17 protein-coding genes are annotated in these 20,300 nt (G+C 73.2%); 5 read left to right on the top strand and 12 right to left on the bottom strand.

Annotated elements, in window-relative coordinates; translation table 11 throughout:
- Positions 1–3: 3 nt before the first annotated feature.
- Positions 4–681: a response regulator transcription factor gene (locus OHA91_RS23070; RefSeq protein WP_030961403.1), complete on the bottom strand. Its 678-nt coding sequence runs from the start codon at positions 679–681 to the stop codon at positions 4–6.
- 497 nt (positions 682–1,178) lie between these two features.
- Here OHA91_RS23070 and OHA91_RS23065 point away from each other — a divergent pair, with 497 nt between their 5' ends.
- On the top strand, positions 1,179–2,699 hold the full coding sequence (locus OHA91_RS23065) for a peptide MFS transporter (protein WP_031150891.1): 1,521 nt from the start codon (positions 1,179–1,181) through the stop codon (positions 2,697–2,699).
- A 63-nt stretch (positions 2,700–2,762) separates the two neighbouring features.
- On the opposite strand, the gene OHA91_RS23060 is transcribed toward OHA91_RS23065, so the two are convergent.
- The 8 genes from OHA91_RS23060 to hutU form a co-directional block, all read right to left on the bottom strand.
- Entirely contained in the window at positions 2,763–4,076 is a 1,314-nt protein-coding gene (locus tag OHA91_RS23060; RefSeq protein WP_328739928.1) for a hypothetical protein, read from the bottom strand.
- The gene (locus OHA91_RS23055; protein ID WP_408059179.1) at positions 4,073–5,209 is read right to left on the bottom strand and encodes a hypothetical protein; all 1,137 of its coding nucleotides are present in this window, start codon (positions 5,207–5,209) and stop codon (positions 4,073–4,075) included. The genes OHA91_RS23060 and OHA91_RS23055 overlap by 4 nt, the downstream gene beginning before the upstream one ends.
- Positions 5,206–6,237: a hypothetical protein gene (locus OHA91_RS23050; protein ID WP_328739927.1), complete on the bottom strand. Its 1,032-nt coding sequence runs from the start codon at positions 6,235–6,237 to the stop codon at positions 5,206–5,208. The genes OHA91_RS23055 and OHA91_RS23050 overlap by 4 nt, the downstream gene beginning before the upstream one ends.
- A 17-nt stretch (positions 6,238–6,254) precedes the next feature.
- Complete coding sequence (locus OHA91_RS23045) at positions 6,255–6,941, bottom strand: LPXTG cell wall anchor domain-containing protein (protein WP_031150883.1); 687 nt, start codon at positions 6,939–6,941, stop codon at positions 6,255–6,257.
- A gap of 113 nt (positions 6,942–7,054) precedes the next feature.
- Positions 7,055–8,233, bottom strand: a complete 1,179-nt coding sequence (gene hutI / locus OHA91_RS23040; RefSeq protein WP_328739926.1) for an imidazolonepropionase — start codon at positions 8,231–8,233, stop codon at positions 7,055–7,057.
- Between the two features lie 118 nt (positions 8,234–8,351).
- Positions 8,352–9,719 carry a formimidoylglutamate deiminase gene (locus OHA91_RS23035; RefSeq protein ID WP_031150879.1) on the bottom strand — a complete coding sequence of 456 codons (1,368 nt, stop codon included), beginning with the start codon at positions 9,717–9,719 and terminating at the stop codon, positions 8,352–8,354.
- Entirely contained in the window at positions 9,710–10,900 is a 1,191-nt protein-coding gene (locus OHA91_RS23030; protein ID WP_031150877.1) for an allantoate amidohydrolase, read from the bottom strand. Before OHA91_RS23030 ends, OHA91_RS23035 begins: the two co-directional genes overlap by 10 nt.
- A 20-nt stretch (positions 10,901–10,920) precedes the next feature.
- Entirely contained in the window at positions 10,921–12,585 is a 1,665-nt protein-coding gene (gene hutU / locus OHA91_RS23025; RefSeq protein ID WP_328739925.1) for a urocanate hydratase, read from the bottom strand.
- 105 nt (positions 12,586–12,690) lie between these two features.
- On the opposite strand from hutU, the gene OHA91_RS23020 reads away from it, so the two are divergent.
- On the top strand, positions 12,691–14,043 hold the full coding sequence (locus tag OHA91_RS23020; protein WP_328739924.1) for a type III PLP-dependent enzyme domain-containing protein: 1,353 nt from the start codon (positions 12,691–12,693) through the stop codon (positions 14,041–14,043).
- 6 nt (positions 14,044–14,049) lie between these two features.
- Here the strand turns inward: OHA91_RS23020 and OHA91_RS23015 are convergent, their stop codons facing one another.
- On the bottom strand, positions 14,050–14,607 hold the full coding sequence (locus OHA91_RS23015) for a TetR/AcrR family transcriptional regulator (protein WP_328739923.1): 558 nt from the start codon (positions 14,605–14,607) through the stop codon (positions 14,050–14,052).
- Between the two features lie 119 nt (positions 14,608–14,726).
- Here OHA91_RS23015 and OHA91_RS23010 point away from each other — a divergent pair, with 119 nt between their 5' ends.
- On the top strand, positions 14,727–15,899 hold the full coding sequence (locus OHA91_RS23010; RefSeq protein WP_031150868.1) for an FAD-dependent oxidoreductase: 1,173 nt from the start codon (positions 14,727–14,729) through the stop codon (positions 15,897–15,899).
- 3 nt (positions 15,900–15,902) lie between these two features.
- Here OHA91_RS23010 and OHA91_RS23005 read toward each other — a convergent pair whose 3' ends face one another.
- A complete protein-coding gene (locus OHA91_RS23005; protein WP_031150866.1) occupies positions 15,903–16,745 on the bottom strand; it encodes a MurR/RpiR family transcriptional regulator in 843 nt (280 codons plus the stop codon).
- 142 nt (positions 16,746–16,887) lie between these two features.
- Between OHA91_RS23005 and OHA91_RS23000 the strand changes: the two genes are divergently transcribed.
- Positions 16,888–17,265 carry a hypothetical protein gene (locus OHA91_RS23000; RefSeq protein ID WP_031150864.1) on the top strand — a complete coding sequence of 126 codons (378 nt, stop codon included), beginning with the start codon at positions 16,888–16,890 and terminating at the stop codon, positions 17,263–17,265.
- Between the two features lie 433 nt (positions 17,266–17,698).
- On the opposite strand, the gene OHA91_RS22995 is transcribed toward OHA91_RS23000, so the two are convergent.
- Positions 17,699–19,081 (bottom strand): cystathionine beta-synthase, encoded by a 1,383-nt coding sequence (locus OHA91_RS22995; protein WP_031150862.1) that lies wholly within the window; start codon positions 19,079–19,081, stop codon positions 17,699–17,701.
- Between the two features lie 128 nt (positions 19,082–19,209).
- Between OHA91_RS22995 and OHA91_RS22990 the strand changes: the two genes are divergently transcribed.
- A complete protein-coding gene (locus tag OHA91_RS22990; RefSeq protein ID WP_031150860.1) occupies positions 19,210–20,226 on the top strand; it encodes an SGNH/GDSL hydrolase family protein in 1,017 nt (338 codons plus the stop codon).
- The last annotated feature ends 74 nt before the right edge of the window (positions 20,227–20,300 follow it).

Here is a 20,300-nt window from a genome sequence, read left to right as displayed (position 1 = left end):
GGATCAGCTCTTCTCGAAGCGGAAGCCGACGCCGCGGACGGTGGCGATGTAGCGGGGGTTGGCGGCGTCGTCGCCCAGCTTCTTGCGCAGCCAGGAGATGTGCATGTCGAGGGTCTTGGTGGAGGACCACCAGGTGGTGTCCCAGACCTCGCGCATGAGCTGGTCGCGGGTGACGACCCGGCCGGCGTCGCGCACCAGGACGCGCAGCAGGTCGAACTCCTTGGCCGTGAGCTGGAGCTCCTCCTCGCCCATCCAGGCGCGGTGCGACTCGACGTCGATCCGCACGCCGTGGGTGGCGGGCGGCTGGGCGGCCTCGGTGGCTCCGCGCCGGAGCAGGGCCCGGACCCGGGCCAGGAGCTCGGCCAGGCGGAAGGGCTTGGTCACGTAGTCGTCGGCGCCCGCGTCCAGGCCGACGACCGTGTCGACCTCGTCGGCCCGGGCGGTGAGGACCAGGATCGGGAAGCCGTGGCCCTCGGCGCGCAGCCGGCGGGCGACCTCGAGTCCGTCCATGCCCGGCAGTCCCAGGTCGAGGACGACGAGGTCGACGCCTCCCTGGAGTCCCGCGTCCAGGGCGGTGGGGCCGTCCTCCCGGACCTCGACCTCGTAGCCCTCCCGGCGCAGGGCGCGGGCCAGGGGTTCCGAGATGGATGCGTCGTCCTCGGCGAGCAGTACACGCGTCATGTGGGTGATGGTAGTCCGCGGCGACTGAATCGAGAGGCCTGCCTGCAGACCCCTTCCGATCTGGGTTTATGGACTACTAAGCGCCTTCGAATATGGTCGAACGGTTCCCGACTCACCTTGTGATCCATCTCTCAAGTCCTTTCATATGCCGCAGTGTCGTGTCGTATGGTGGCGAGACGCCTGATGCAATACCTCAGGGACCTTTGTGCCGAAAAACAGCACATAGGTCTCTATTTCTGTCCGGAACCGGACGGGCAGCCTTAACGAGGACTGACCCGGCCGGCCTTGACGACAGTGAATGACCTGTTGGCCGGGCCCCTCGCGTGATGGTGCGCGGGTGGGCGTGGATCCCGGTTGCGGATTCCCGTCACCCCCTGTTCGAAGGGGGCGAGACCCCGAGGCGTGGGGTGGGACTCCGTCCGCCGGTGCCGGCCACCCCCCACCGGGCGCGGATGAGCTCACGAAGCCGAAGCGTCCCGAGCAAGCAAGGATCGACCATGGCTTCCAGCCTGACGACGGCCTCACCGAGCCCCGCTCACGAGAAGACCGTCCTCGGCCACCCGATCGGCCTGGCCACGCTGTTCATGACCGAGATGTGGGAGCGCTTCTCCTACTACGGCATGCGTGCGCTTCTCGTTCTGTACCTGGTCTCCGGCGGCGTCGACGCCGCGACCGGCAGCCAGGGCGGCGGCCTCGGCTTCACCGCGGCGACGGCCACGGCGATCTACTCCGTGTACGTGGCCATGGTCTACCTGATGGCCATGCCCGGCGGCTGGTTCGGTGACCGTGTCTGGGGCGCCCGCAAGACCGTCGCCATCGCCAGCTTCGTGATCATGGCGGGCCACGTGGCGCTCGCCGTTCCCGGCCAGCTCGCGTTCTTCGTCGGCCTGCTGCTGGTCGCGGTCGGCTCCGGTCTGCTGAAGGCCAACATCTCCACGATGGTCGGCCACCTGTACAAGGACGCGGACGACCCGCGCCGTGACAGCGGCTTCACGATCTTCTACATCGGCATCAACGTGGGTGCCTTCGCGGCGCCGATCGCCATCGGCACCATCGGCGAGACGATCAACTGGCACCTGGGCTTCTTCCTCGCCGCCGTCGGCATGGGCGTCGGCCTGGTCATCTTCCTGCTCGCCGGCCGCACCCTGAGCCCGAAGAGCAGCGTCGTCCCGAACCCGCTGAGCCCGGCCGAGCGCAAGGCCGTGATCACCAAGGCCCTGGCCGTCCTCGCCGTCGTCGCCGTCTTCTACGGTGCCGTGGTCGCGGCGGACATGTTCACCATCAAGTGGGCGCTGTACCCGATCACCATCGCCGGTCTGATCATTCCGGTCGCCGTCCTCACCCGCATCAAGCGGGACAAGGACCTGACCCCGGGCGAGCAGACCCGGATGAGCGCCTACATCTGGTTCTTCGTGGCCGCCGCCGTCTTCTGGATGATCTACGACCAGGGCGGTTCGACCCTCTCGCTGTTCGGTGACAAGAGCTCCGAGCGCAGCCTGTTCGGCTGGGAAGTCCCGACCACCATCTTCCAGTCGCTGAACCCGCTCTTCGTGGTGGCCCTGGCCCCGGTGTTCGCCGCCGCGTGGGTGGCGCTGGCCCGCCGCAACCGCGAGCCCAGCACCATCGTGAAGTTCTCGGTGGCCCTGATCATCGTCGGCGCCTCGTTCTTCGTCTTCGCCATCCCGCTGAGCCAGACCGCCGGCAACGACACCAAGGTCACCATGTGGTGGCTGGTGCTCATCTTCCTGATGCACACGCTCGCCGAGCTGTGCCTCTCCCCGGTCGGCCTCTCGGTCACCACGAAGATGGCGCCGCAGAAGTACGGCTCCCAGATGATGGGTGTCTGGTTCCTGGCCGTCACCGCCGGTGACTGCATCACCGGTCTGCTCGGCCTGGCCGAGGTCCAGCTGAACGGTGTCGGCGTGATCCTCTTCCAGGCGTTCGCCGCCGTGCTCGCCGGTGTCGCGATCTTCATGTACCGCAAGAAGGTCAACGCGCTGATGGGCGGCATGAACTGACCCGTTCCGCTCCGGCGGAAGGACGGCCCGGCACACCGGAAGGTGTGCCGGGCCGTTCCCGTGTCAGCGGGTGCCGCGCAGGCGGCGCCACGGGGTGAAGGTGAACACCGCGCCGCCGAGCAGGATCACCGTGCCGGCGACGAGGGCGAGGGCCTTGATGCCGCCCTCGTCCTCCGCGCCGGTGTCGGCGAGGCCGCCCGAGGCGGTGCTGCCGGTGGTGCTGGTGGAGGAGCCGGAGCCGCCCGGCTGGGCGGTGGTGTCCAGTTCCAGCGAGACGCCGCTGCTCGTCGCCTTGCAGGGGACGTTGATCGGCGTGGAGCCGGGGGCCATCGTGACGTCGATCGTCAGCTGGTCCGGGCTGAGCGTCACCTTGCCGGACTTGCCGGGCTTGTAGGTGCCGGTCATGTCGCTGAGGCTGACCGGGGCCTTGTCCGGGATCGGCTCGGCGTTGGCCGGGCCGGAGACCTTGACCGTGCCGCTGTCCGCCCCGCCGAGCTTGACGTCCATCGAGGGCTTGAGGGCTCCGGCGGGCAGGGCCATGGGCGCCGCCATCGCGCCCTTGGCGGTCTTGACGGTGAGGTCGTAGCTGCCGCCGTTCTTCTTGGCGTTGATCGTGACCGGGGTCTTGATGCCGCCCGGGACGACCGCTCCGCAGTCGAAGGCCACCTCGACGGCCTTGCCCGGGAAGTCGGTCTGGCCGCCTCCGCCGCCGCTGCCGCCCGAGGCCGTGGAGCCGCCCGTGGTGGAACCGCCGGTCGTGGAGCCGCCCGTGGTCGTGCCTCCGGTCGTCGTGCCGCCCGTGGTGGTGCCACCCGTGGTCGTACCGCCGCTGGAGCCGCCCGACACGTCGATGGTGGCGCCGCCCTTGACCTCGCCGACCGGCGCGCACTTGGTGACGAAGGTGCCGAAGGAGAAGGACACGGCGACGTCGTACTTGCCGGGGGTCAGGGTGATCTTGCCGGCCTTGGTGAGCTTCAGCTTGCCCTTCATCGTGGACATCTGCATGGGGGCCTTCTTGGGGATCGGCGGGTTCTTCTTCTCCCCGACGACCTTCAGCTCCCCGCCACCGCCGCCCACGGTGATCCAGCCGGTGGGCTGGACGGAGTCCTGCGGGATGTCCATCAGGTCCGTGTTGTTCGAGGCCGGCTTGACCGTCTCCCAGGACACGTCGACCTCGTCGCCGACCTTGGCCGTGGCCGGCGCGGTGACCTTGGCCGTGGTCTCGCCCTCCACCGGGGAGCCGCCGCCGGCCGGCGGCACGCACTTGACCTTGAACGTGGCCTCGGCGGCCTGGGCGGTAGGAGCCGTGATGGCGAGGCCCGCGCCGCCGAGCAGCAGCGCGACCAGGGCCGCGCTCACCCTCCGTCGGTTCTTCACGATGGTCCCTTCGTCGTCGAACGGTTCTCAGACGGTGCGGACGTCTGTGGTGCTGTCTCCGGCGCGCTGTCCGGGGTGAACCACGGCAGGACCGCCGTGGTGGTAGCAGGGGGCTCGGCCGACCGCTCCTTACGGGCGGCCGACGCGGCCGGGCGGGAGGCCGGGAGCCGGGGCAGCCGGGCGGTGACGGCCGCCGCGGCCTCGGCGGGACGTACGCCCCGGTGGCGTCCGGCGCCGTGCCCGGTGCGCGGCCGGACCCTGTCGACGACGGCCATGCCGATGCGGAAGACCGCGGCGGGGATCACCACGAGGAGCAGGCCCCAGAAGAGCAGCACCCCGTACGGGCGGGCCACGCCCCAGGGCTGGGTGGCCACGACCGTCTCGCCGTACTTCAGGGAGAGCGTGTAGTCGCCGTGGGCGCCCGCGGGGAGGGTGACGTCGAGCGCGACCTCCGCCTTGCCGCCGGGCGGGATGGACCCCTTCCAGCGGGCCTCCTCCCACAGCGGTGCGAACACGCCGTGGGCGGTGCCGAGCTGGAAGACGGGGTCCTTGACGGGGGCCGTGCCGAGGTTGCCGACGGTGACCTTGAACTTCCGGGCGGGCGGGGCGCCGAACCAGGTCAGGACCCCGTCCTCGCCCTCCAGCCGGACCCCGGTGAGCATCGCGAGGCGGCCCGTGCCGGATTCGGCGGGCAGCTCGGCCACCGGATGGTCGGTGATCTTCAGGGGGACGGCGACGGTGGACCGGTCGCCGTTGACGGAGGTGACGTTGACGATGCAGGGGCAGGGTTTCGGCGGCGCCGCGACCGGCAGCTGGGCCGCGAAGCGCCCGTCCTCGGCGACGGAGACGGCCGCCCCGTCGGCGTTGGCGCAGCTGTTGGTGCCGCCGATCATGTTCTGCCCGCAGACGAGCAGCATCACCAGGGTCTTGGCCCGCCAGCCGGTGCCCGTGACGGTGATCTCGGTGCCCTTGGCGGCCTCCTGGAGGGAGAGGGCCACGGTGGGTTTGCCCTCGTCCGCGGCGGACGGGACCGCGGGGATGAGTGCGAGGGCGCACGCCGCCAGCCCCACCAGGAGGGACCGGGCGGTACCGCCGAACGTGCCGCCGACCTTGCCGCCGACCTTGGCGCTCACCTGGAGGCTCCCGTCAGTTCGTGTTCCGGTGCAGGGCTCGTCGCTCCGGGTCTCCCGGAGGGGCCGCCGTCGGCCCCGCCGGCCGCCGGCCCCCGCCGCAGGCGCCGGCCGCGTACGAGGAACAGCGCGGCGAACGCCGTCCCGCCGAGGCCGAGCAGGCCGAGGCCCGTCCAGCCGGCGGCCCGCCACGGCACGAACCAGGCGGAGGCGGACGCTGCGGCCTCGGCGCCGCCGGGGGCGGTCACGGTGACGGTGACCCGGACCCGGTCGAGGACCGGGGCGCCGGGCCAGGGCTCGGTCAGCTCGACCCGCTGGCCGGGGAGCAGTTCGACCGGCACGGCCCGCGGGCCGCGGCCCGTGACCTCGCCGAAGGCGCCCTCGGCGCGGATGTCCAGCTCGGGGGCGAGGGCGACGTTGCCGCGGTTGACCAGGGTGTAGGAGACGACCGCGGCCGCGCCCCGGCCCCGTACGGCGACGTCCTCGACGGTGAGGGCGGCCAGGGTGGGGCCGCTGACCCGCAGGTGGACCCGTACGCCGGCCTCCCGGCCCGCTTCGGCGGCGATCACGGCGGCGGGGTGGTCGCCGGGCGGTGACGTCGGAGGCACGGTGACGGTGAAGGGGACCACCGCGCGGGTGCGGGGCGGGATCTTCACGGTGGCCCCGGCGCCGAAGCTGAACCAGGAACCGGCGCCGCCCGCACGGGGGGTTGGAGCGGCCGGGCGCACCGCGAAGGCGCCGTCGGCGGTGTTGTAGGCGTCGGCCCCGCGCAGGGTGACGGTGCGTTCCTGGTCGGTGGTGTTGGTCAGGGCGAGGCGGTCCTCCAGCACGGCGGCGGGGGCGCCCTCCAGGTAGAAGTACGGGCGGGTGCCGCCGGGCCGGGCCGCGGCCGTTCCGGCGGCGGGCTCGGCGGTCCAGCCCGGTTCGTCGGCGGCCGCCGACGGGGCCGCGGGCACCGTGTGCAGCGCGGTCGCCGCGAGCAGGACCAGGAGGAGGCGGACGTCCCGCCTGGTGGTGTGGAGCACGGGCATGGCCGGAGGCGCTCCGTTCAGGACCGGGCCTGCCGGCCGCGCCGGGTCAGCCAGAGCACGCCGGCCGCGCCGGTGAGCATCACGGTGCCGCCGAGGGTGCCGAGGGCGAGGGCGGAGTCGGTGGGTCCGGTCTGCGGGAGGGTGTCGGGGCGCGAGTCGCCGCCGGACGGTGCGCCGGCCCCGCCCGCCCCGCCGGCGGCGGTGACGTCCAGTTCCAGGGAGGGCCCCGGGCCGTTGCCGGGGGTGCAGGTGGTCGTGGTGCCCATCGCCTTGATGGTGAGCACGCCCGCGGTGAAGGTGACCTTGCCGCTCTTCTTGGGCGTGTACGTGCCCGAGAGGTCGGTGATCTTGATGGGGGTGTCGGGCGGCACGGCCTCCGGGTTGGACGGGCCGGAGACCGGTACCGACGCCTTCTCGGCTCCACCGACGACGATGACGGCGCTGGGGCTCATGGCGCCCTTGCCGAGCTCGATGGGGCTGGACGAGACGCCCTTCTGGAAGGACATCGTCAGCTTGTAGCCGTCGCCCTCCTTGACGGCCTTGATGTCGATGGGCGACACCGCCGACTTGTCCCCGATCGGGGTCTTGCACTCGTAGGCCACGTCGACGACCGCGGCGTGGGCTGTGGGGGCGGTGAGCAGCACCGCCGATCCGGCCAGCGCGGAGGCCAGCGCGAGCGCGGTGGAGCGTTTGCGGTCGGACACCTTCGTCTTCCCCTCGGGCCACAAATACCTGACGGCATATCAGATCGGTGGCTCAAGGTACGCCCGGGGCCTTGCGGAGGGAAGACAAAGGACAGGCCCGAATTGACCGTTCGTCAGTAGGCGCGGACACCCTTCTGCCACACCGCGGAAACGAGCGGTACGCCCGGCCGGTAGGCCAGGTGGACATGGCTGGGGGCGTCCAGCAGGGCCAGGTCGGCGCGGGCTCCCGGGGTGAGGACGCCGATGTCGCCGCGGCGCAGGGCGCGGGCACCGCCGGCGGTGGCCGACCAGAGGGCCTCGTCGGGGGTCATCCGCATGTCGCGGACGGCGAGCGCGATGCAGAACGGCATGGAGCTCGTGTAGGAGGAGCCGGGATTGCAGTCCGTGGACAGTGCGACGGTCGCGCCCGCGTCGATCAGGCGGCGGGCGTCGGGCCACTGGGCGCGGGTGGAGAACTCGGCGCCGGGCAGCAGGGTGGCGACCGTGGTGTCCGCCGCCTGGGCGAGGGCGTCGACGTCGGCGTCGGTGAGGTGGGTGCAGTGGTCGGCCGAGGCGGCTTCCAGCTCGACGGCGAGCTGCACGCCGGGGCCGTGGGAGAGCTGGTTGGCGTGGACGCGCGGGATCAGCCCGGCGGCGGCGCCGGCGGTGAGGATCGCGCGGGCCTGGTCGCCGTCGAAGGCGCCCTTCTCGCAGAAGACGTCGACCCAGCGGGCGTACGGGGCGCAGGCCGCCAGCATCTCGCCTGTGACGAGGTCGACGTAGCCGGCGGGGTCCTCGGCGTAGTCCGGGGAGACGATGTGCGCGCCGAGGTAGGTGACCTCGTCGGTGTGCGCGGCGGCGATGCGCAGGGCGCGGGCCTCGTCGGCGACGGTGAGGCCGTAGCCGGACTTGGTCTCGAAGGTGGTGGTGCCCTGACGGCGGGCCTCGTCGAGGTGGCGCACGAGGTTCGCCTCCAGCTCGGCGTCGGAGGCGGCGCGGGTGGCGGCGACGGTGGTGCGGATGCCGCCGGCGGAGTAGGCGCGGCCCGACATGCGGGCGTTGAACTCCTGGGTGCGGTCGCCGGCGAAGACGAGGTGGCTGTGGCTGTCGACGAAGCCGGGGATCAGGGCCCGGCCCTGCGCGTCGTACGCGGCGTCGGCGGCCGGGGCCTTGTCGGCGGGTCCGACCCATGCGATGCGGTCACCGTCGATGACGACGGCGGCGTTCTCGATGAGGCCGAGCCGCGAGCCGTCGCCGAGGGCGGGGTCGTTGGTGACGAGGCTGCCGATATTGGTGACGAGGGTGGTGGTCACAGGGTTCCTCTCAGAACTTGCTTGCCCCCACCCCGCCCCTTCCCGAAACCGGGCTCTGCCCGGACCCGGTCCTCAAACGCCGGACGGGCTGGAAAGAGAAGGGCGGGGCAGAGCAGCGTCAGGCGCGGAGGGCCGCGATCGCTTCGGACAGGGCGGACGGGACGTCCTCGACGAGGGTGTGGTGGCCGTCGCGGACCACGTGCCGGCCGCCTACCACCGTGTGGCGGATGTCGGCGGACGTCGCGGCGAAGACCGCCGTCTCGGCGCCGAGCCGCGGCAGCGGGCCGGCCGTGCGGACGGTGTCCAGGGCGACCGTGGTGAAGTCCGCGAGCGCGCCCGCCTCCAGGCGGCCCGCGTCGGGCAGGCCCAGCGCCGCGTGCCCGTCGCCGGTGGCGGCGGTGAGCAGCGCGTTGGCCGTCCAGTGCCCCCGCGTACGGCTGCGCAGGCGCTCGTTCAGCTCCATCGCGCGGGCCTCTTCGAGCAGGTCGATCACGGCGTGGCTGTCGCTGCCCAGGGAGAGCGGGCTGCCCGCCCGCTGGAGCCGGGTGGCCGGGCCGATGCCGTCGGCGAGGTCGCGTTCGGTGGTGGGGCACATGCAGGTGCCGGTGCCGGTGCCGCCGAGCAGGGCGATGTCCGCGTCCGTGAGGTGTGTGTTGTGGACGCCGGTGGTGCGCGGACCGAGCACCCCGTGGTCGGCCAGCAGCTGGCTCGGGGTGCGGCCGTGGGCGGCCTGGCAGGCGTCGTTCTCGGCGGTCTGCTCGGACAGGTGGACGTGCAGCGGCGCCCGCCGCTCCTCGGCCCAGCCGGCGACGGTGGCCAGCTGGTCCGCGGGCACGGCCCGCACCGAGTGGACGGCCGCGCCGATCAGGGCGTGCCCGCGCGGCTTGAGGGCGCTGACGCGTTCGGCCCAGGCGTCGGCGGTGCCGTCCGAGAACCGCTGCTGGTGGGCGTTCGGAGCCTCGCCGAACCCGGACGAGAGGTAGGCGGTGTCGAGGAGGGTGATGCGGATGCCGGCAGCCGCGGCGGCCTCGATCAGGGCCTCGCCCATGGCGTTGGGGTCGGCGTACGGGGTGCCGCCGCGCGCGTGGTGGACGTAGTGGAACTCGCCGACGTTGGTGATGCCGGCCAGGGCCATCTCGGCGTACACGGCGCGGGCGAGGGTGAAGTAGCTGTCGGGGGTGAGGTTCTGGGCGACCTCGTACATGAGCTCGCGCCAGGTCCAGAAGGTGCCGGAGCCGATCTGGACGGTGCCGCGCAGGGCCCGGTGGAAGGCGTGGCTGTGCGCGTTGGCCAGGCCCGGGACCGTCAGGCCGCGCAGCGGCTCCGCGCCGGGCGGCGGGGTGTCCACGCCGGTGCGCAGGGCGGCGATCCGCCCCTCGGCGTCGACCTCCAGGGCGACGCCCGGCTCGACGGGGGTACCTCCCGGCGGTAGCTGGGGGCGGGTGCCGAGCCAGGCGTGCTCCAGCCAGTACGTCGTCAGCGACATGCCAGGCCTTCCAGTACGTCGGCGAGGGCGAGGACGCCGGCCACGCAGTCGTCCTCGGCGGCGAACTCACGCGGGGAGTGCGAGACGCCGGTCGGGTTCCGCACGAACAGCATGGCGGTCGGGACGGCGGCGGAGAGGATTCCGGCGTCGTGTCCCGCCCCGGTGCCGAGGACGGGGACGGACCCGCCCAGGATCCGGTTCATCTCGTCGCGCAGGGCGTGCTCGAACTCGACGACCGGGGTGAAGGACTCCCGGACGATCCCGAGGTCGATGCCGTCCTGGTCGGCGCGCTCGCGCGCGGCCTTCTCGATGGCGGTGACGACGGTGTCGAGGGTGGCCTGGTCGGCGGCGCGGGAGTCGAGCCAGCCGCGCACCAGCGACGGGATGGCGTTGACGCCGTTGGGCTCGACGGAGATCTTCCCGAAGGTGGCGACGGCGCCGGCGAGGGCCGCCTCCGTACGGGCGGCCAGCACGGTCGCCGCGTACGTCAGCATCGGGTCGCGCCGGTCCACGAGGCGGGTGGTGCCGGCGTGGTTGGCCTCGCCGCGGAAGTCGAACCGCCAGCGGCCGTGCGGCCAGATCGCCGAGGCGATGCCGACCCGGTCCCCGGACAGGTCCAGGGCGCGGCCCTGTTCGACGTGCAGCTCGACGAAGGCGCCGATCCGGCCGAGCCGTTCGGGGTCGGCCCCGATGGCCTCGGGGTCGTATCCGGCGGCCTCCATGGCCTGGGGCAGGCTGACGCCGTCGGCGTCGCGCAGCTCGTACGCCTTCTCCTTGGTCAGCTGCCCGGCCGCGAGCCGGGAGCCGACGCAGGCGAGGCCGAAGCGGGCGCCCTCCTCGTCACCGAAGTTGGTGATGGCCAGCGGCCTGGAGAACTCCGCGCCCCTCCTGCGGAGTTCGTCCAGGGCCGCGAAGGAGGACACCACGCCGAGGGGGCCGTCGAAGGCGCCGCCGTCGGGGACGGAGTCCAGGTGCGAGCCGGTGACCACGGCGTCCCCGGCGAGGGGGTCGCCGAGCCAGGCCCACTGGTTGCCGTTGCGGTCGGTCTCGTACGTGAGCCCGCGCGCCTCGGCCTGCTCCTGGAACCAGGTCCGGCAGTCGGCGTCGGCCCCGCTCCAGGCGTAGCGGCGGTAGCCGCCGGTGTCGGCGTTGCGGCCGACGGGAGCCAGCTCGGCCCACATCGAGTGGAAGGAAACGCCGGTCACGCGTCGTCGCCCTCACGCATGGGGACGCGGACGCCGCGCTCGTCGGCGACCGTCTCGGCGATGTCGTAGCCGGCGTCGACGTGGCGGATGACGCCCATGCCCGGGTCGTTGGTGAGGACGCGGCGGATCTTCTCGCCCGCGAGCTTGGTGCCGTCGGCGACGGTGACCTGGCCGGCGTGGATCGAGCGGCCCATGCCGACGCCGCCGCCGTGGTGGATGGAGACCCAGGAGGCGCCGGAGGCGACGTTGACCATGGCGTTGAGCAGCGGCCAGTCGGCGATGGCGTCGGAGCCGTCGAGCATGGCCTCGGTCTCGCGGTACGGAGAGGCCACCGAGCCGCAGTCGAGGTGGTCGCGGCCGATGGCCAGCGGGGCGGCGAGGGTGCCGTCGGCCACCATCTCGTTGAAGCGCTCGCCGGCCTTGTCGCGCTCGCCGTAGCCGAGCCAGCAGATGCGGGCGGGCAGGCCCTGGAAGTGGACGCGCTCGCCGGCCATCTTGATCCAGCGGTGCAGGGACTCGTTCTCCGGGAAGAGCTCCAGCATGGCCTTGTCGGTCTTGTGGATGTCCGAGGCCTCGCCGGACAGGGCGGCCCAGCGGAAGGGGCCCTTGCCCTCGCAGAACAGCGGGCGGATGTAGGCGGGGACGAAGCCGGGGAAGGCGAAGGCGCGGTCGTAGCCGGCCAGCTGGGCCTCGCCGCGGATGGAGTTGCCGTAGTCGAAGACCTCGGCGCCGGCGTCCATGAAGCCGACCATGGCCTCGACGTGCTTGGCCATGGACTCGCGGGCGCGGGTGGTGAAGCCGGCCGGGTCCTTGGCCGCGTAGGAGGCCATGTCGTCGAAGTCGACGCCGACGGGCAGGTACGCGAGCGGGTCGTGGGCCGAGGTCTGGTCGGTCACGATGTCGATCGGGGCGCCCTCGGCGAGCATCTGCGGGAGCAGCTCGGCGGCGTTGCCGAGGAGGCCGATGGAGAGCGGCTTGCGGGCGTCACGGGCCTCGACGGCCAGCTGGAGGGCGTGGCGCAGGTTGTCGGCCTTGACGTCCAGGTAGCGGTGCTCGATGCGGCGGTCGATGGCGCGCGGGTCGACGTCGATGCAGATCGCGACGCCGTCGTTCATCGTGACGGCCAGCGGCTGGGCGCCGCCCATGCCGCCGAGGCCGGCGGTGAGGGTGATGGTGCCGGCCAGGGTGCCGCCGAACTTCTTGGCGGCGACGGCGGCGAAGGTCTCGTAGGTGCCCTGGAGGATGCCCTGCGTGCCGATGTAGATCCACGAGCCGGCGGTCATCTGGCCGTACATGGTCAGGCCGAGGTGCTCCAGGCGGCGGAACTCCTCCCAGTTGGCCCAGTCGCCGACGAGGTTGGAGTTGGCGAGCAGGACGCGCGGCGCCCACTCGTGGGTCTGCATCACGCCGACGGGGCGGCCGGACTGGACGAGCATCGTCTCGTCCTGCTTGAGGGTCTGCAGGGTGCGGACCATCGCGTCGTACGAGCGCCAGTCGCGGGCGGCCTTGCCGGTGCCGCCGTAGACGACGAGCTTGTCCGGGTGCTCGGCGACCTCGGGGTCGAGGTTGTTCTGGAGCATCCGCAGCGCGGCCTCCTGCTGCCATCCCAGGGTGCTGAGCTCGGTGCCGCGCGCGGCGCGTACGGGGCGGGGTCCTGACATGGCGGGTGCCTCCTCCGATGTTGTTAATTCCATTCACATACTCGCGCTCTGAATAGATTCAGTCAACAGCTGCGGGCGGCCCCGTCGGATGATGGGATGGCGGACATGGCCGCAGACACGGAGGGCAAGGGCGCCGCCGGGCGCCGGGATCTGGTCGTACGGGCCGCCGTCGAGCAGGGGCTGGTGGGCGGGGCCGACTCCGCGGAGCCCCTGGCCTGCCTGCTGGACGGCGACGGGATCCGGGCCTCCGCCGCGGCCCTGACCGCCGCCTTCGCCGACGCCCTGGCGCCCGGCACGCCCGTCCTGCACGCCTTCGCCGTGAAGGCCGCCCCGCTCGTGCCGGTGCTGCGGCTGCTCGCGGACGCCGGGCTCGGCTGCGAGGTCGCCAGCCCCGGCGAGCTGGCGCTGGCCCGCGCCGCCGGGGTTCCCGCGGCCCGGACCGTCCTGGACTCCCCAGCCAAGACGACCGCCGAACTGCGCGAGGCACTGGCGCTGGGCATCGCCGTCAACGCCGACAACCGCCAGGAGCTGGAGCGCCTCGACGCCCTCGTCGCCGCGGCGCCCACCGCCTCCCCGATCGGGGTGCGGATCAACCCGCAGACCGGCGCGGGCGCCATCGACGCGCTGTCCACGGCGACGTCCACCTCGAAGTTCGGCGTCGCCCTGCGCGATCCCGGGGCGCGCGCGTGGCTCGTACGGGCCTTCCTGGACCGGCCGTGGCTGACCCGGCTGCACATCCACTCGGGCTCGCAGGGCGTCCCCCTGGAGCTGATCGCGCAAGGCGTACGGGAACTGCACGCACTGGCCGAGGAGATCAACGCGGCGGCCGGGCGGCGCCGGATCGACACCCTCGACATCGGCGGCGGGCTGCCGGTCAACTTCGCCTCCGACGAGGCGACCCCGACGTACGCCCGGTACGTGTCCGCCCTGCGCGAGGCGGTCCCGGCGCTCTTCGACGGCTCGTACGGCCTGGTCACCGAGTTCGGCCGGTCCCTGCTGGCCAAGCACGGCCTGGTGCTGGCCCGGGTCGAGTACACCAAGAGCAGCGGATCCCGGCCGATCGCGCTCACGCACGCCGGCGTCCAGCTGGCGACCCGCACCGCCTACGCGCCGGCGGCCTGGCCCGTGCGGATCCTGCCGTACGACGCGAAGGGCGCCCCGAAGGCCGGCGACCCGGTGGCCCAGGACGTCGCGGGCCCGGCCTGCTTCGCGGGGGACCTGCTCGCCACGGGCCGGGAGCTGCCGCTGCTCGCCCCCGGCGACCTGATCGGCGTACCGGACACCGGCGCGTACTTCTTCACGGCCCACTACGGCTACAACAGCCTGCCGCGCCCGGCGGTCCACGGCTTCACGGTGACCCCGCGGGGCGGCGTCCGCTTCAGCCTCGCCCGGCCCGCGCAGTCCGCCGCGGACATCGTGGCGGAGGCGGGCGGCGCCTTCGGCGACGCGCTGCTGTAGCGCGGCTCACCCCGCCAGGGTGGCCGCCAGCGCCGGGGCCAGGCCCGCAACCAGGTCGTCCGGGCTCAGCGCGGTGACCGCGGGCAGCCGCAGCAGGTAGCGGGTCAGGGCCAGGCCCAGCAGCTGGGCGGAGACCAGGCCGGCCACGCGGGCGGCCCGGTCGGGGCCGAGGGCCGCCGCCAGCGCCGGGGCGACCTGCGCCGCGAACACCTCCCGCATCCGGTCCGCGGCCTGCTCGTTGGTGACGGCCGAGCGCAGCAGCACCAGCAGGGCGTCGTCGGCCGGATCGCCCCCCCACCGCTCGACGAAGTGGCGCACGAGGACGGCGGGAAGCTCCCCGGCCGACACGGCGCCCAGGTCGGGCAGGCGCAGGTCCACCGCCAGGGCGGCGTCGAAGAGCTGCTCCTTGCTGCCGAAGTACCGCATGACCATCGACGGGTCGATCTCCGCGTCCGCGGCCACCGCCCGGATGGTCGTGCGTTCGTACCCCTGGGCGGCGAACCGCTCTCGCGCGGCGCGCAGGATCACGGCCCTGGTCTGGTCGGATGAGCGTCGCTCCGTCATGTCAACAACCGTAGGCCAACATCCGTGTGCCAACAAGCGTTGACACAGTCGCGATGCAGGCGCATGCTGATGCCAACAGTTGTTGGCCAACGAACGTTGGCACGCCGGAGGAGGTCACCATGACCAGCACCGCCGCACTCCCGCTCCCCGCCCGCACCGAGGTCGCCATTGTCGGCGCCGGCCCCACCGGCCTCGCCCTCGCCGTGACCCTGGCGGGGGCCGGCATCGACTTCGTGCTCCTCGACCGGCAGGCCGAGGGCTGCAACACCTCCCGCGCCGCCGTCGTGCACGCCCGCACCCTGGAGGTCCTCGACGAGCTCGACCCGAGCGGCGCACTGACCGCAGACCTCGTCGGTCACGGCGTCCCCGTCTCCCGCTTCCGGATCCGAGACGGTGCCCGCCCGCTCGCGGCCGTCGACTTCGACCGCCTGCCCACGGCCCACCCGTACGCGCTGATGGTCCCCCAGTACGAGACCGAGGCCGTCCTGCTGCGCCGCCTGCGGGCGCTCGGTGGCGACGTCCACCGCCCGTACGAGGTGGCCGGCGTCACCCAGGACGCGGACGGGGCCACCCTCACCACCGCCACCGGCGAGACCCTGCGCGCCGCGCACGTCATCGGTGCCGACGGGATGCACAGCACGGTCCGCACCGCAGCCGGCATCGCCTTCGAGGGCAGCGCGTACGAGGAATCCTTCGTCCTCGCCGACGTGGGTCTGGACTGGGCCCCGGGCCCGCGCGAGGTCTCGCTCGTCTTCGGCGCCGCCGGGCTCATGGTGGTCGCCCCGCTGCCCGGGAGCACCCTCGGCGCCTCCGGGCGCTACCGGATCGTCGCCACCGTCGCCGAGGCCCCCGCCGAGCCCGACCTCGCCTTCGTCCGGCGCCTGCTGGACGAACGCGTCCCCGGCCAGGCAGCCGTCCGCGAACTGATCTGGTCCTCCCGGTTCCGGATCCACCACCGCGTCGCCGAGCGCTACCGCGCGGGCCGCCTGCTGCTCGCCGGGGACGCCGCCCACGTGCACAGCCCGGCCGGCGGTCAGGGCATGAACACCGGCATCCAGGACGGCTACGCCCTGGGCCGCGCCCTGGCCGGCGGCGACCTCGACGGCTACGAGGCCGCGCGCCGCCCCGTCGCCCTGCGCGTGGTGGCCCTCACCGACCGGATGACCCGGGTCGCGACCACCCGGAACAGGGCGCTGCGGGCCGTGCGCAACACCCTGCTGCCCGCCCTCGCCGGCATCCCGGCGCTGCGCACGCGCCTCGCCACCGAGCTGGCGGAGCTCAACTACCGCTGAGGCTCACTCCACGAACAGCCCGCGGGCCGCCGCCCGGGTGTCGAAGGCCTCCAGGCGGGCCTGCGCGTCCGGCAGCGCGTCCGCCATCGCCTCCAGCAGCACCCGGCCCAGCAGCATGGGCGCGCACGCCGTGTCGAAGGCCAGGCCGGTGCCGACCGGGGCGGGGATCAGCAGGTCCGAGTGGCGGGCCACCGGGGCGAAGGCCGAGTCCGCGACCGTCACCACGGTCAGGCCGGCCTTCCGCGCACGTTCCAGCGTGTCCACGACCTCCCGCGGGTGCCGGGGCAGTGCGAAGCACAGCAGGGCCGTGGCGCCCTCGTAGAGGGCCGCGTCGATGCGGTCCTCCATCATCGAGCCGCCCTCGTCGAGGAGCCGTACGTCCGGATGCACCTTGGCGGCGAAGTACGCGAAGCCGCGCGCCTGCGAGGACGCCGCGCGCAGCCCGAGCACCGGCAGCGGGGTCGAGGCGGCGAGCAGCCGCCCCGCCTCCTCCACCGGCGCGGGGTCGGCGAGCATCTCGGCGAGCTGCCGCAGGTTCTCGATCTCGCCCAGGACGGCCTGCTGGTACTCGTTGTACGAGTCCTCCCCGACCGCGGCGGCCCGCTCGGCCGGAGCCACCTCGCGCAGGTGCTTGCGCAGCGCGGGATAGCCGTCGAAGCCGAGCGCCACGGCGAACCGGGTCACCGACGGCTGGCTCACCCCCGCCAGCTCGGCGAGCTCGACGCTCGACAGGAACGGCACCTCCGCCGCCCCGCGCACCATGCAGTGCGCGATCCGCCGCTGGGTCGGCGTCAGCCGGTGCCCCTCGAACAGCGCCTGGAGCCGCGCCGCCGGGCTGTCGCTCATGCCGTCCCCCTCCGTCCCGGTGGTCTATTCAGTCACGGAGCACTCTGCATGCGGTTATGCAGCGGGGCAAGCCGGTGCCCGCGATGCGGATACGGGGGCTAGCCCCAGTGCCGGGGCCTGCGGCGCTTCCTACGGTGAGGGCATGGACGCCCACGCCCAAGAGCTGAAGAAGGAACTCGACGCGACGCTGAAGGCCCGGCGGGATCTGGGCCCGGAGTACGAGGCCGCGCTGGTGGACTCGTTCGTCGAGAAGGTCGACACCCAGGTCCGGCGCCGGCTCGCCGAGGAACGCCTGGCCGCGGCCCGCGGCGAGGGACCGTACGCCGGCCCGGTGGACGGGAACTTCGGCGAACGCTTCGGCTTCGCGATCATCACGCTGGTCCTGGCGGTCCCGCTGTCGGCCATCGGCGCCGCGCAGACGGGCTTCAAGGGGATGGTCGTGGCCTGGGCGGGCATCGTGGGGGTGAACTTCATCCACGCCGCCCGCCTGCGGAGCGCTCGGCCCGATTCCCTCGACTGACCGTCGCACCCGGGTGCGGCACCACTGCGGGGCGCTGCCCGGGCCTCGCGCCTGAAACCTCCGCAGCACCGGATCCGGCGAGCCGGGCCCGAAGGAAGGGGCGATTGCGCGGGGACCGCCGCACCCTCGCGGGCGAGGGGCGGGACGACGGCGGTCCCCGCGGTGGACACGGCCGGGTCAGGGCCGTCCGCGTCCATGGCGTTCGCTGGTCCGGGAGCCGCTCCGGACGTATGCGAACACCGTCGGTGGTGCCGGCCTGGTCCGGTCTCCCGGGCTCCCTGCCGACAACCACCACTGTGCCGGAGCCGTGTTAAGGCCGTGCTGCTGTCACGTGTCCGGCCCGTACCGTTTGCGCGACGGCCGGAAAACGCGGGTGCCCGGGCGGGCGTCGGGCCGTGTGGGGCCCGCGCCCCGTCCCCGGGCGGGCGGCGGGCTACTTCGCGGTCTTCGCCAGGAAGGCGAGGAGGTCCTGGCGGCTCACCACACCGGTGGGCTTGCCCTCGACCAGCACGATCGCCGCGTCGGCCTCGCCGAGCACCGTCATCAGCTCGGACACCGGCTCGCCGGAGCCGACCTGCGGCAGCGGGGAGCTCATGTGCTTCTCCAGCGGGTCGGAGAGCGAGGCGCGCTGCGCGAACAGCGCCGCGAGCAGCTCCTTCTCGACCACGGAGCCGATGACCTCGGCGGCCATCACGTCGGGGTGGCCGGCGCCCGGCTTGACGATCGGCATCTGGGAGACGCCGTACTCGCGCAGGACCTCGATGGCCTCGCCGACGGTCTCCTCGGGGTGCATGTGGACGAGGGAGGGGATGCCGCCCTCCTTGTCGTCCAGCACGTCGCCGATGCGGGCGGCCGGTCCGGCCTCCTCCAGGAAGCCGTGTCCGGCCATCCACTCGTCGCTGAAGATCTTGCTGAGGTATCCGCGGCCGCTGTCCGGCAGCAGGACGACGACCACGTCGTCCGGGCCGAGGCCCTCCGCGGCCTTGAGCGCGGCCACGACGGCCATGCCGCAGGAGCCGCCGACGAGGAGGCCCTCCTCCTTGGCGAGGCGGCGGGTCATCTGGAAGGAGTCCTTGTCGGACACCGCGATGATCTCGTCCGTCACGTTCGGGTCGTAGGCGGTCGGCCAGAAGTCCTCGCCGACACCCTCGACGAGGTACGGCCGGCCGGAGCCGCCGGAGTAGACCGAGCCCTCGGGGTCGGCGCCGATGACCTTGACCTTCCCGCCGGACACCTCCTTGAGGTAGTTGCCCGTGCCCGAGATCGTGCCGCCCGTGCCGACGCCGGCGACGAAGTGGGTGATCTTCCCGTCCGTCTGCTCCCACAGCTCGGGGCCGGTGGTCTCGTAGTGCGAACGGGGGTTGTTCGGGTTGCTGTACTGGTCGGGCTTCCAGGCGCCGGGCTCGCGTGCGAGGCGGTCGGACACGTTGTAGTACGAGTCCGGGTGCTCGGGGTCGACGGCGGTCGGGCAGACCACGACCTCGGCGCCGTACGCGCGCATGACGTTGATCTTGTCCATGGACACCTTGTCGGGGCAGACGAAGATGCACTTGTAGCCCTTCTGCTGGGCCACGATGGCGAGTCCTACACCCGTGTTGCCGCTGGTCGGCTCCACGATGGTGCCACCGGGCTTGAGGGCTCCGCTCTGCTCGGCGGCCTCGATCATCCGTACGGCGATCCGGTCCTTCACGGATCCACCGGGATTGAAGTACTCGACCTTCGCAAGGACGGTGGCCTGCAGGCCTTCGGTCACACGGTTGAGCTTCACCAGCGGGGTGTTGCCGACGAGGCTGATCATCGAGTCGTGGAATTGCACCATGTTCTCCAAGGAGGGGACTCCACGGGTTCTCCGGGAGGTCCGGCCAGGGTATGCGGAAAGGGATTGACCGACCGCTCGTACGGGGCAGGTAGGGGTCAATGAGACGCGAGGAGGTGGCCTGAAGGATGTCCAGGGCGAGAACAGCCCGCCGGATCGCGGCGGGGGCAGCGTACGGCGGAGGCGGCCTCGGACTCGTCGGGGCCGCCGCGGTCGGGCTGGTACTGGCGGAGGTGCAGTTCGCCAAGCGCACGGTGGGCACCGGGCTGGGCGAGCCGCCGCGCGCGGACGGGCTGTACGGGAGCGAGTTCGGCGGCCCCGAGCAGAGCCCGGGCCCGCTGCGGCTGGGCATGCTGGGCGATTCCACGGCCGCCGGGCTCGGCGTGCGCCGGGCCCGGCAGACTCCCGCGGCGCTGCTGGCCTCGGGGCTCGCGGCGGTCGCGGAGCGGCCGGTGGAGCTGCGCAACGTGGCCCTGTCGGGTGCCATGTCGGACGACCTCGACCGCCAGGTGGGGCTGCTGCTGGACCGGGACGCGCCCGCGCCCGACGTCTGCGTGATCATGATCGGCGCGAACGACGTGACGCGTCGGATGCCGCCGACCCAGTCGGTGCGGCTGCTGACGTCGGCCGTGCGCCGGCTGCGCCTGGCGGGCGCCGAGGTCGTCGTGGGCACCTGTCCGGACCTGGGCACGATCGAGCCGGTGTACCAGCCGCTGCGCTGGCTCGCGCGCCGCGTGTCACGGCAGCTGGCCGCCGCGCAGACCATAGGGGTGGTCGCGCTGGGCGCGCGTACGGTCTCGATGGGCGACCTGCTGGGCCCCGAGTTCGCCGCGAACCCGCGCGAGATGTTCGGCCCGGACTCCTACCACCCGTCGGCGGAGGGGTACGCGACGGCCGCCATGGCCGTGCTGCCGACGCTGTGCGCCGCGCTCGGCCTGTGGCCGGAGTCGGACCGGCTGGACGTGTCGCGGGACGAGGACATGCTGCCGGTGGCGAAGGCGGCGTCGGCCGCGGCGGGCCAGGCCGGTACGGAGGTCACGGCGGCCCGCGGCCCCTGGGTCCTGCTCAAGCACCGCCGACGGCGGCGGGTGCCGGGCGAGGACCCGGCCCCCGCGGCCCCGGACACGGCGGAGCTCGCCCCGTAGCGGCACGGGGTCCTGCGGCTCACGGCCGGGGAGGCGCACCCTTGGGGGTGTGGGCCCCGGCCGACCGGGCCGGC

It is taken from the genome of Streptomyces erythrochromogenes (assembly GCF_036170895.1).
In the GTDB taxonomy this organism is placed as follows: domain Bacteria; phylum Actinomycetota; class Actinomycetes; order Streptomycetales; family Streptomycetaceae; genus Streptomyces; species Streptomyces erythrochromogenes.
The sequence above is the reverse complement of the archived record's forward strand: the minus strand, read 5'-3'. Positions and strand labels throughout refer to the sequence as shown.

Bases quoted from the DNA above. Each gene is read 5' to 3' on its own strand.
- OHA91_RS23070 (WP_030961403.1), bottom strand. From the start codon at position 681: ATGACGCGTGTACTGCTCGCCGAGGACGACGCATCCATCTCGGAACCC.
- OHA91_RS23065 (WP_031150891.1), top strand. From the start codon at position 1,179: ATGGCTTCCAGCCTGACGACGGCCTCACCGAGCCCCGCTCACGAGAAG.
- OHA91_RS23050 (WP_328739927.1), bottom strand. From the start codon at position 6,237: ATGCCCGTGCTCCACACCACCAGGCGGGACGTCCGCCTCCTCCTGGTC.
- OHA91_RS23035 (WP_031150879.1), bottom strand. From the start codon at position 9,719: ATGTCGCTGACGACGTACTGGCTGGAGCACGCCTGGCTCGGCACCCGC.
- OHA91_RS23030 (WP_031150877.1), bottom strand. From the start codon at position 10,900: ATGTGGGCCGAGCTGGCTCCCGTCGGCCGCAACGCCGACACCGGCGGC.
- hutU (WP_328739925.1), bottom strand. From the start codon at position 12,585: ATGTCAGGACCCCGCCCCGTACGCGCCGCGCGCGGCACCGAGCTCAGC.
- OHA91_RS23020 (WP_328739924.1), top strand. From the start codon at position 12,691: ATGGCCGCAGACACGGAGGGCAAGGGCGCCGCCGGGCGCCGGGATCTG.
- OHA91_RS23015 (WP_328739923.1), bottom strand. From the start codon at position 14,607: ATGACGGAGCGACGCTCATCCGACCAGACCAGGGCCGTGATCCTGCGC.
- OHA91_RS23010 (WP_031150868.1), top strand. From the start codon at position 14,727: ATGACCAGCACCGCCGCACTCCCGCTCCCCGCCCGCACCGAGGTCGCC.
- OHA91_RS23005 (WP_031150866.1), bottom strand. From the start codon at position 16,745: ATGAGCGACAGCCCGGCGGCGCGGCTCCAGGCGCTGTTCGAGGGGCAC.
- OHA91_RS23000 (WP_031150864.1), top strand. From the start codon at position 16,888: ATGGACGCCCACGCCCAAGAGCTGAAGAAGGAACTCGACGCGACGCTG.
- OHA91_RS22990 (WP_031150860.1), top strand. From the start codon at position 19,210: ATGTCCAGGGCGAGAACAGCCCGCCGGATCGCGGCGGGGGCAGCGTAC.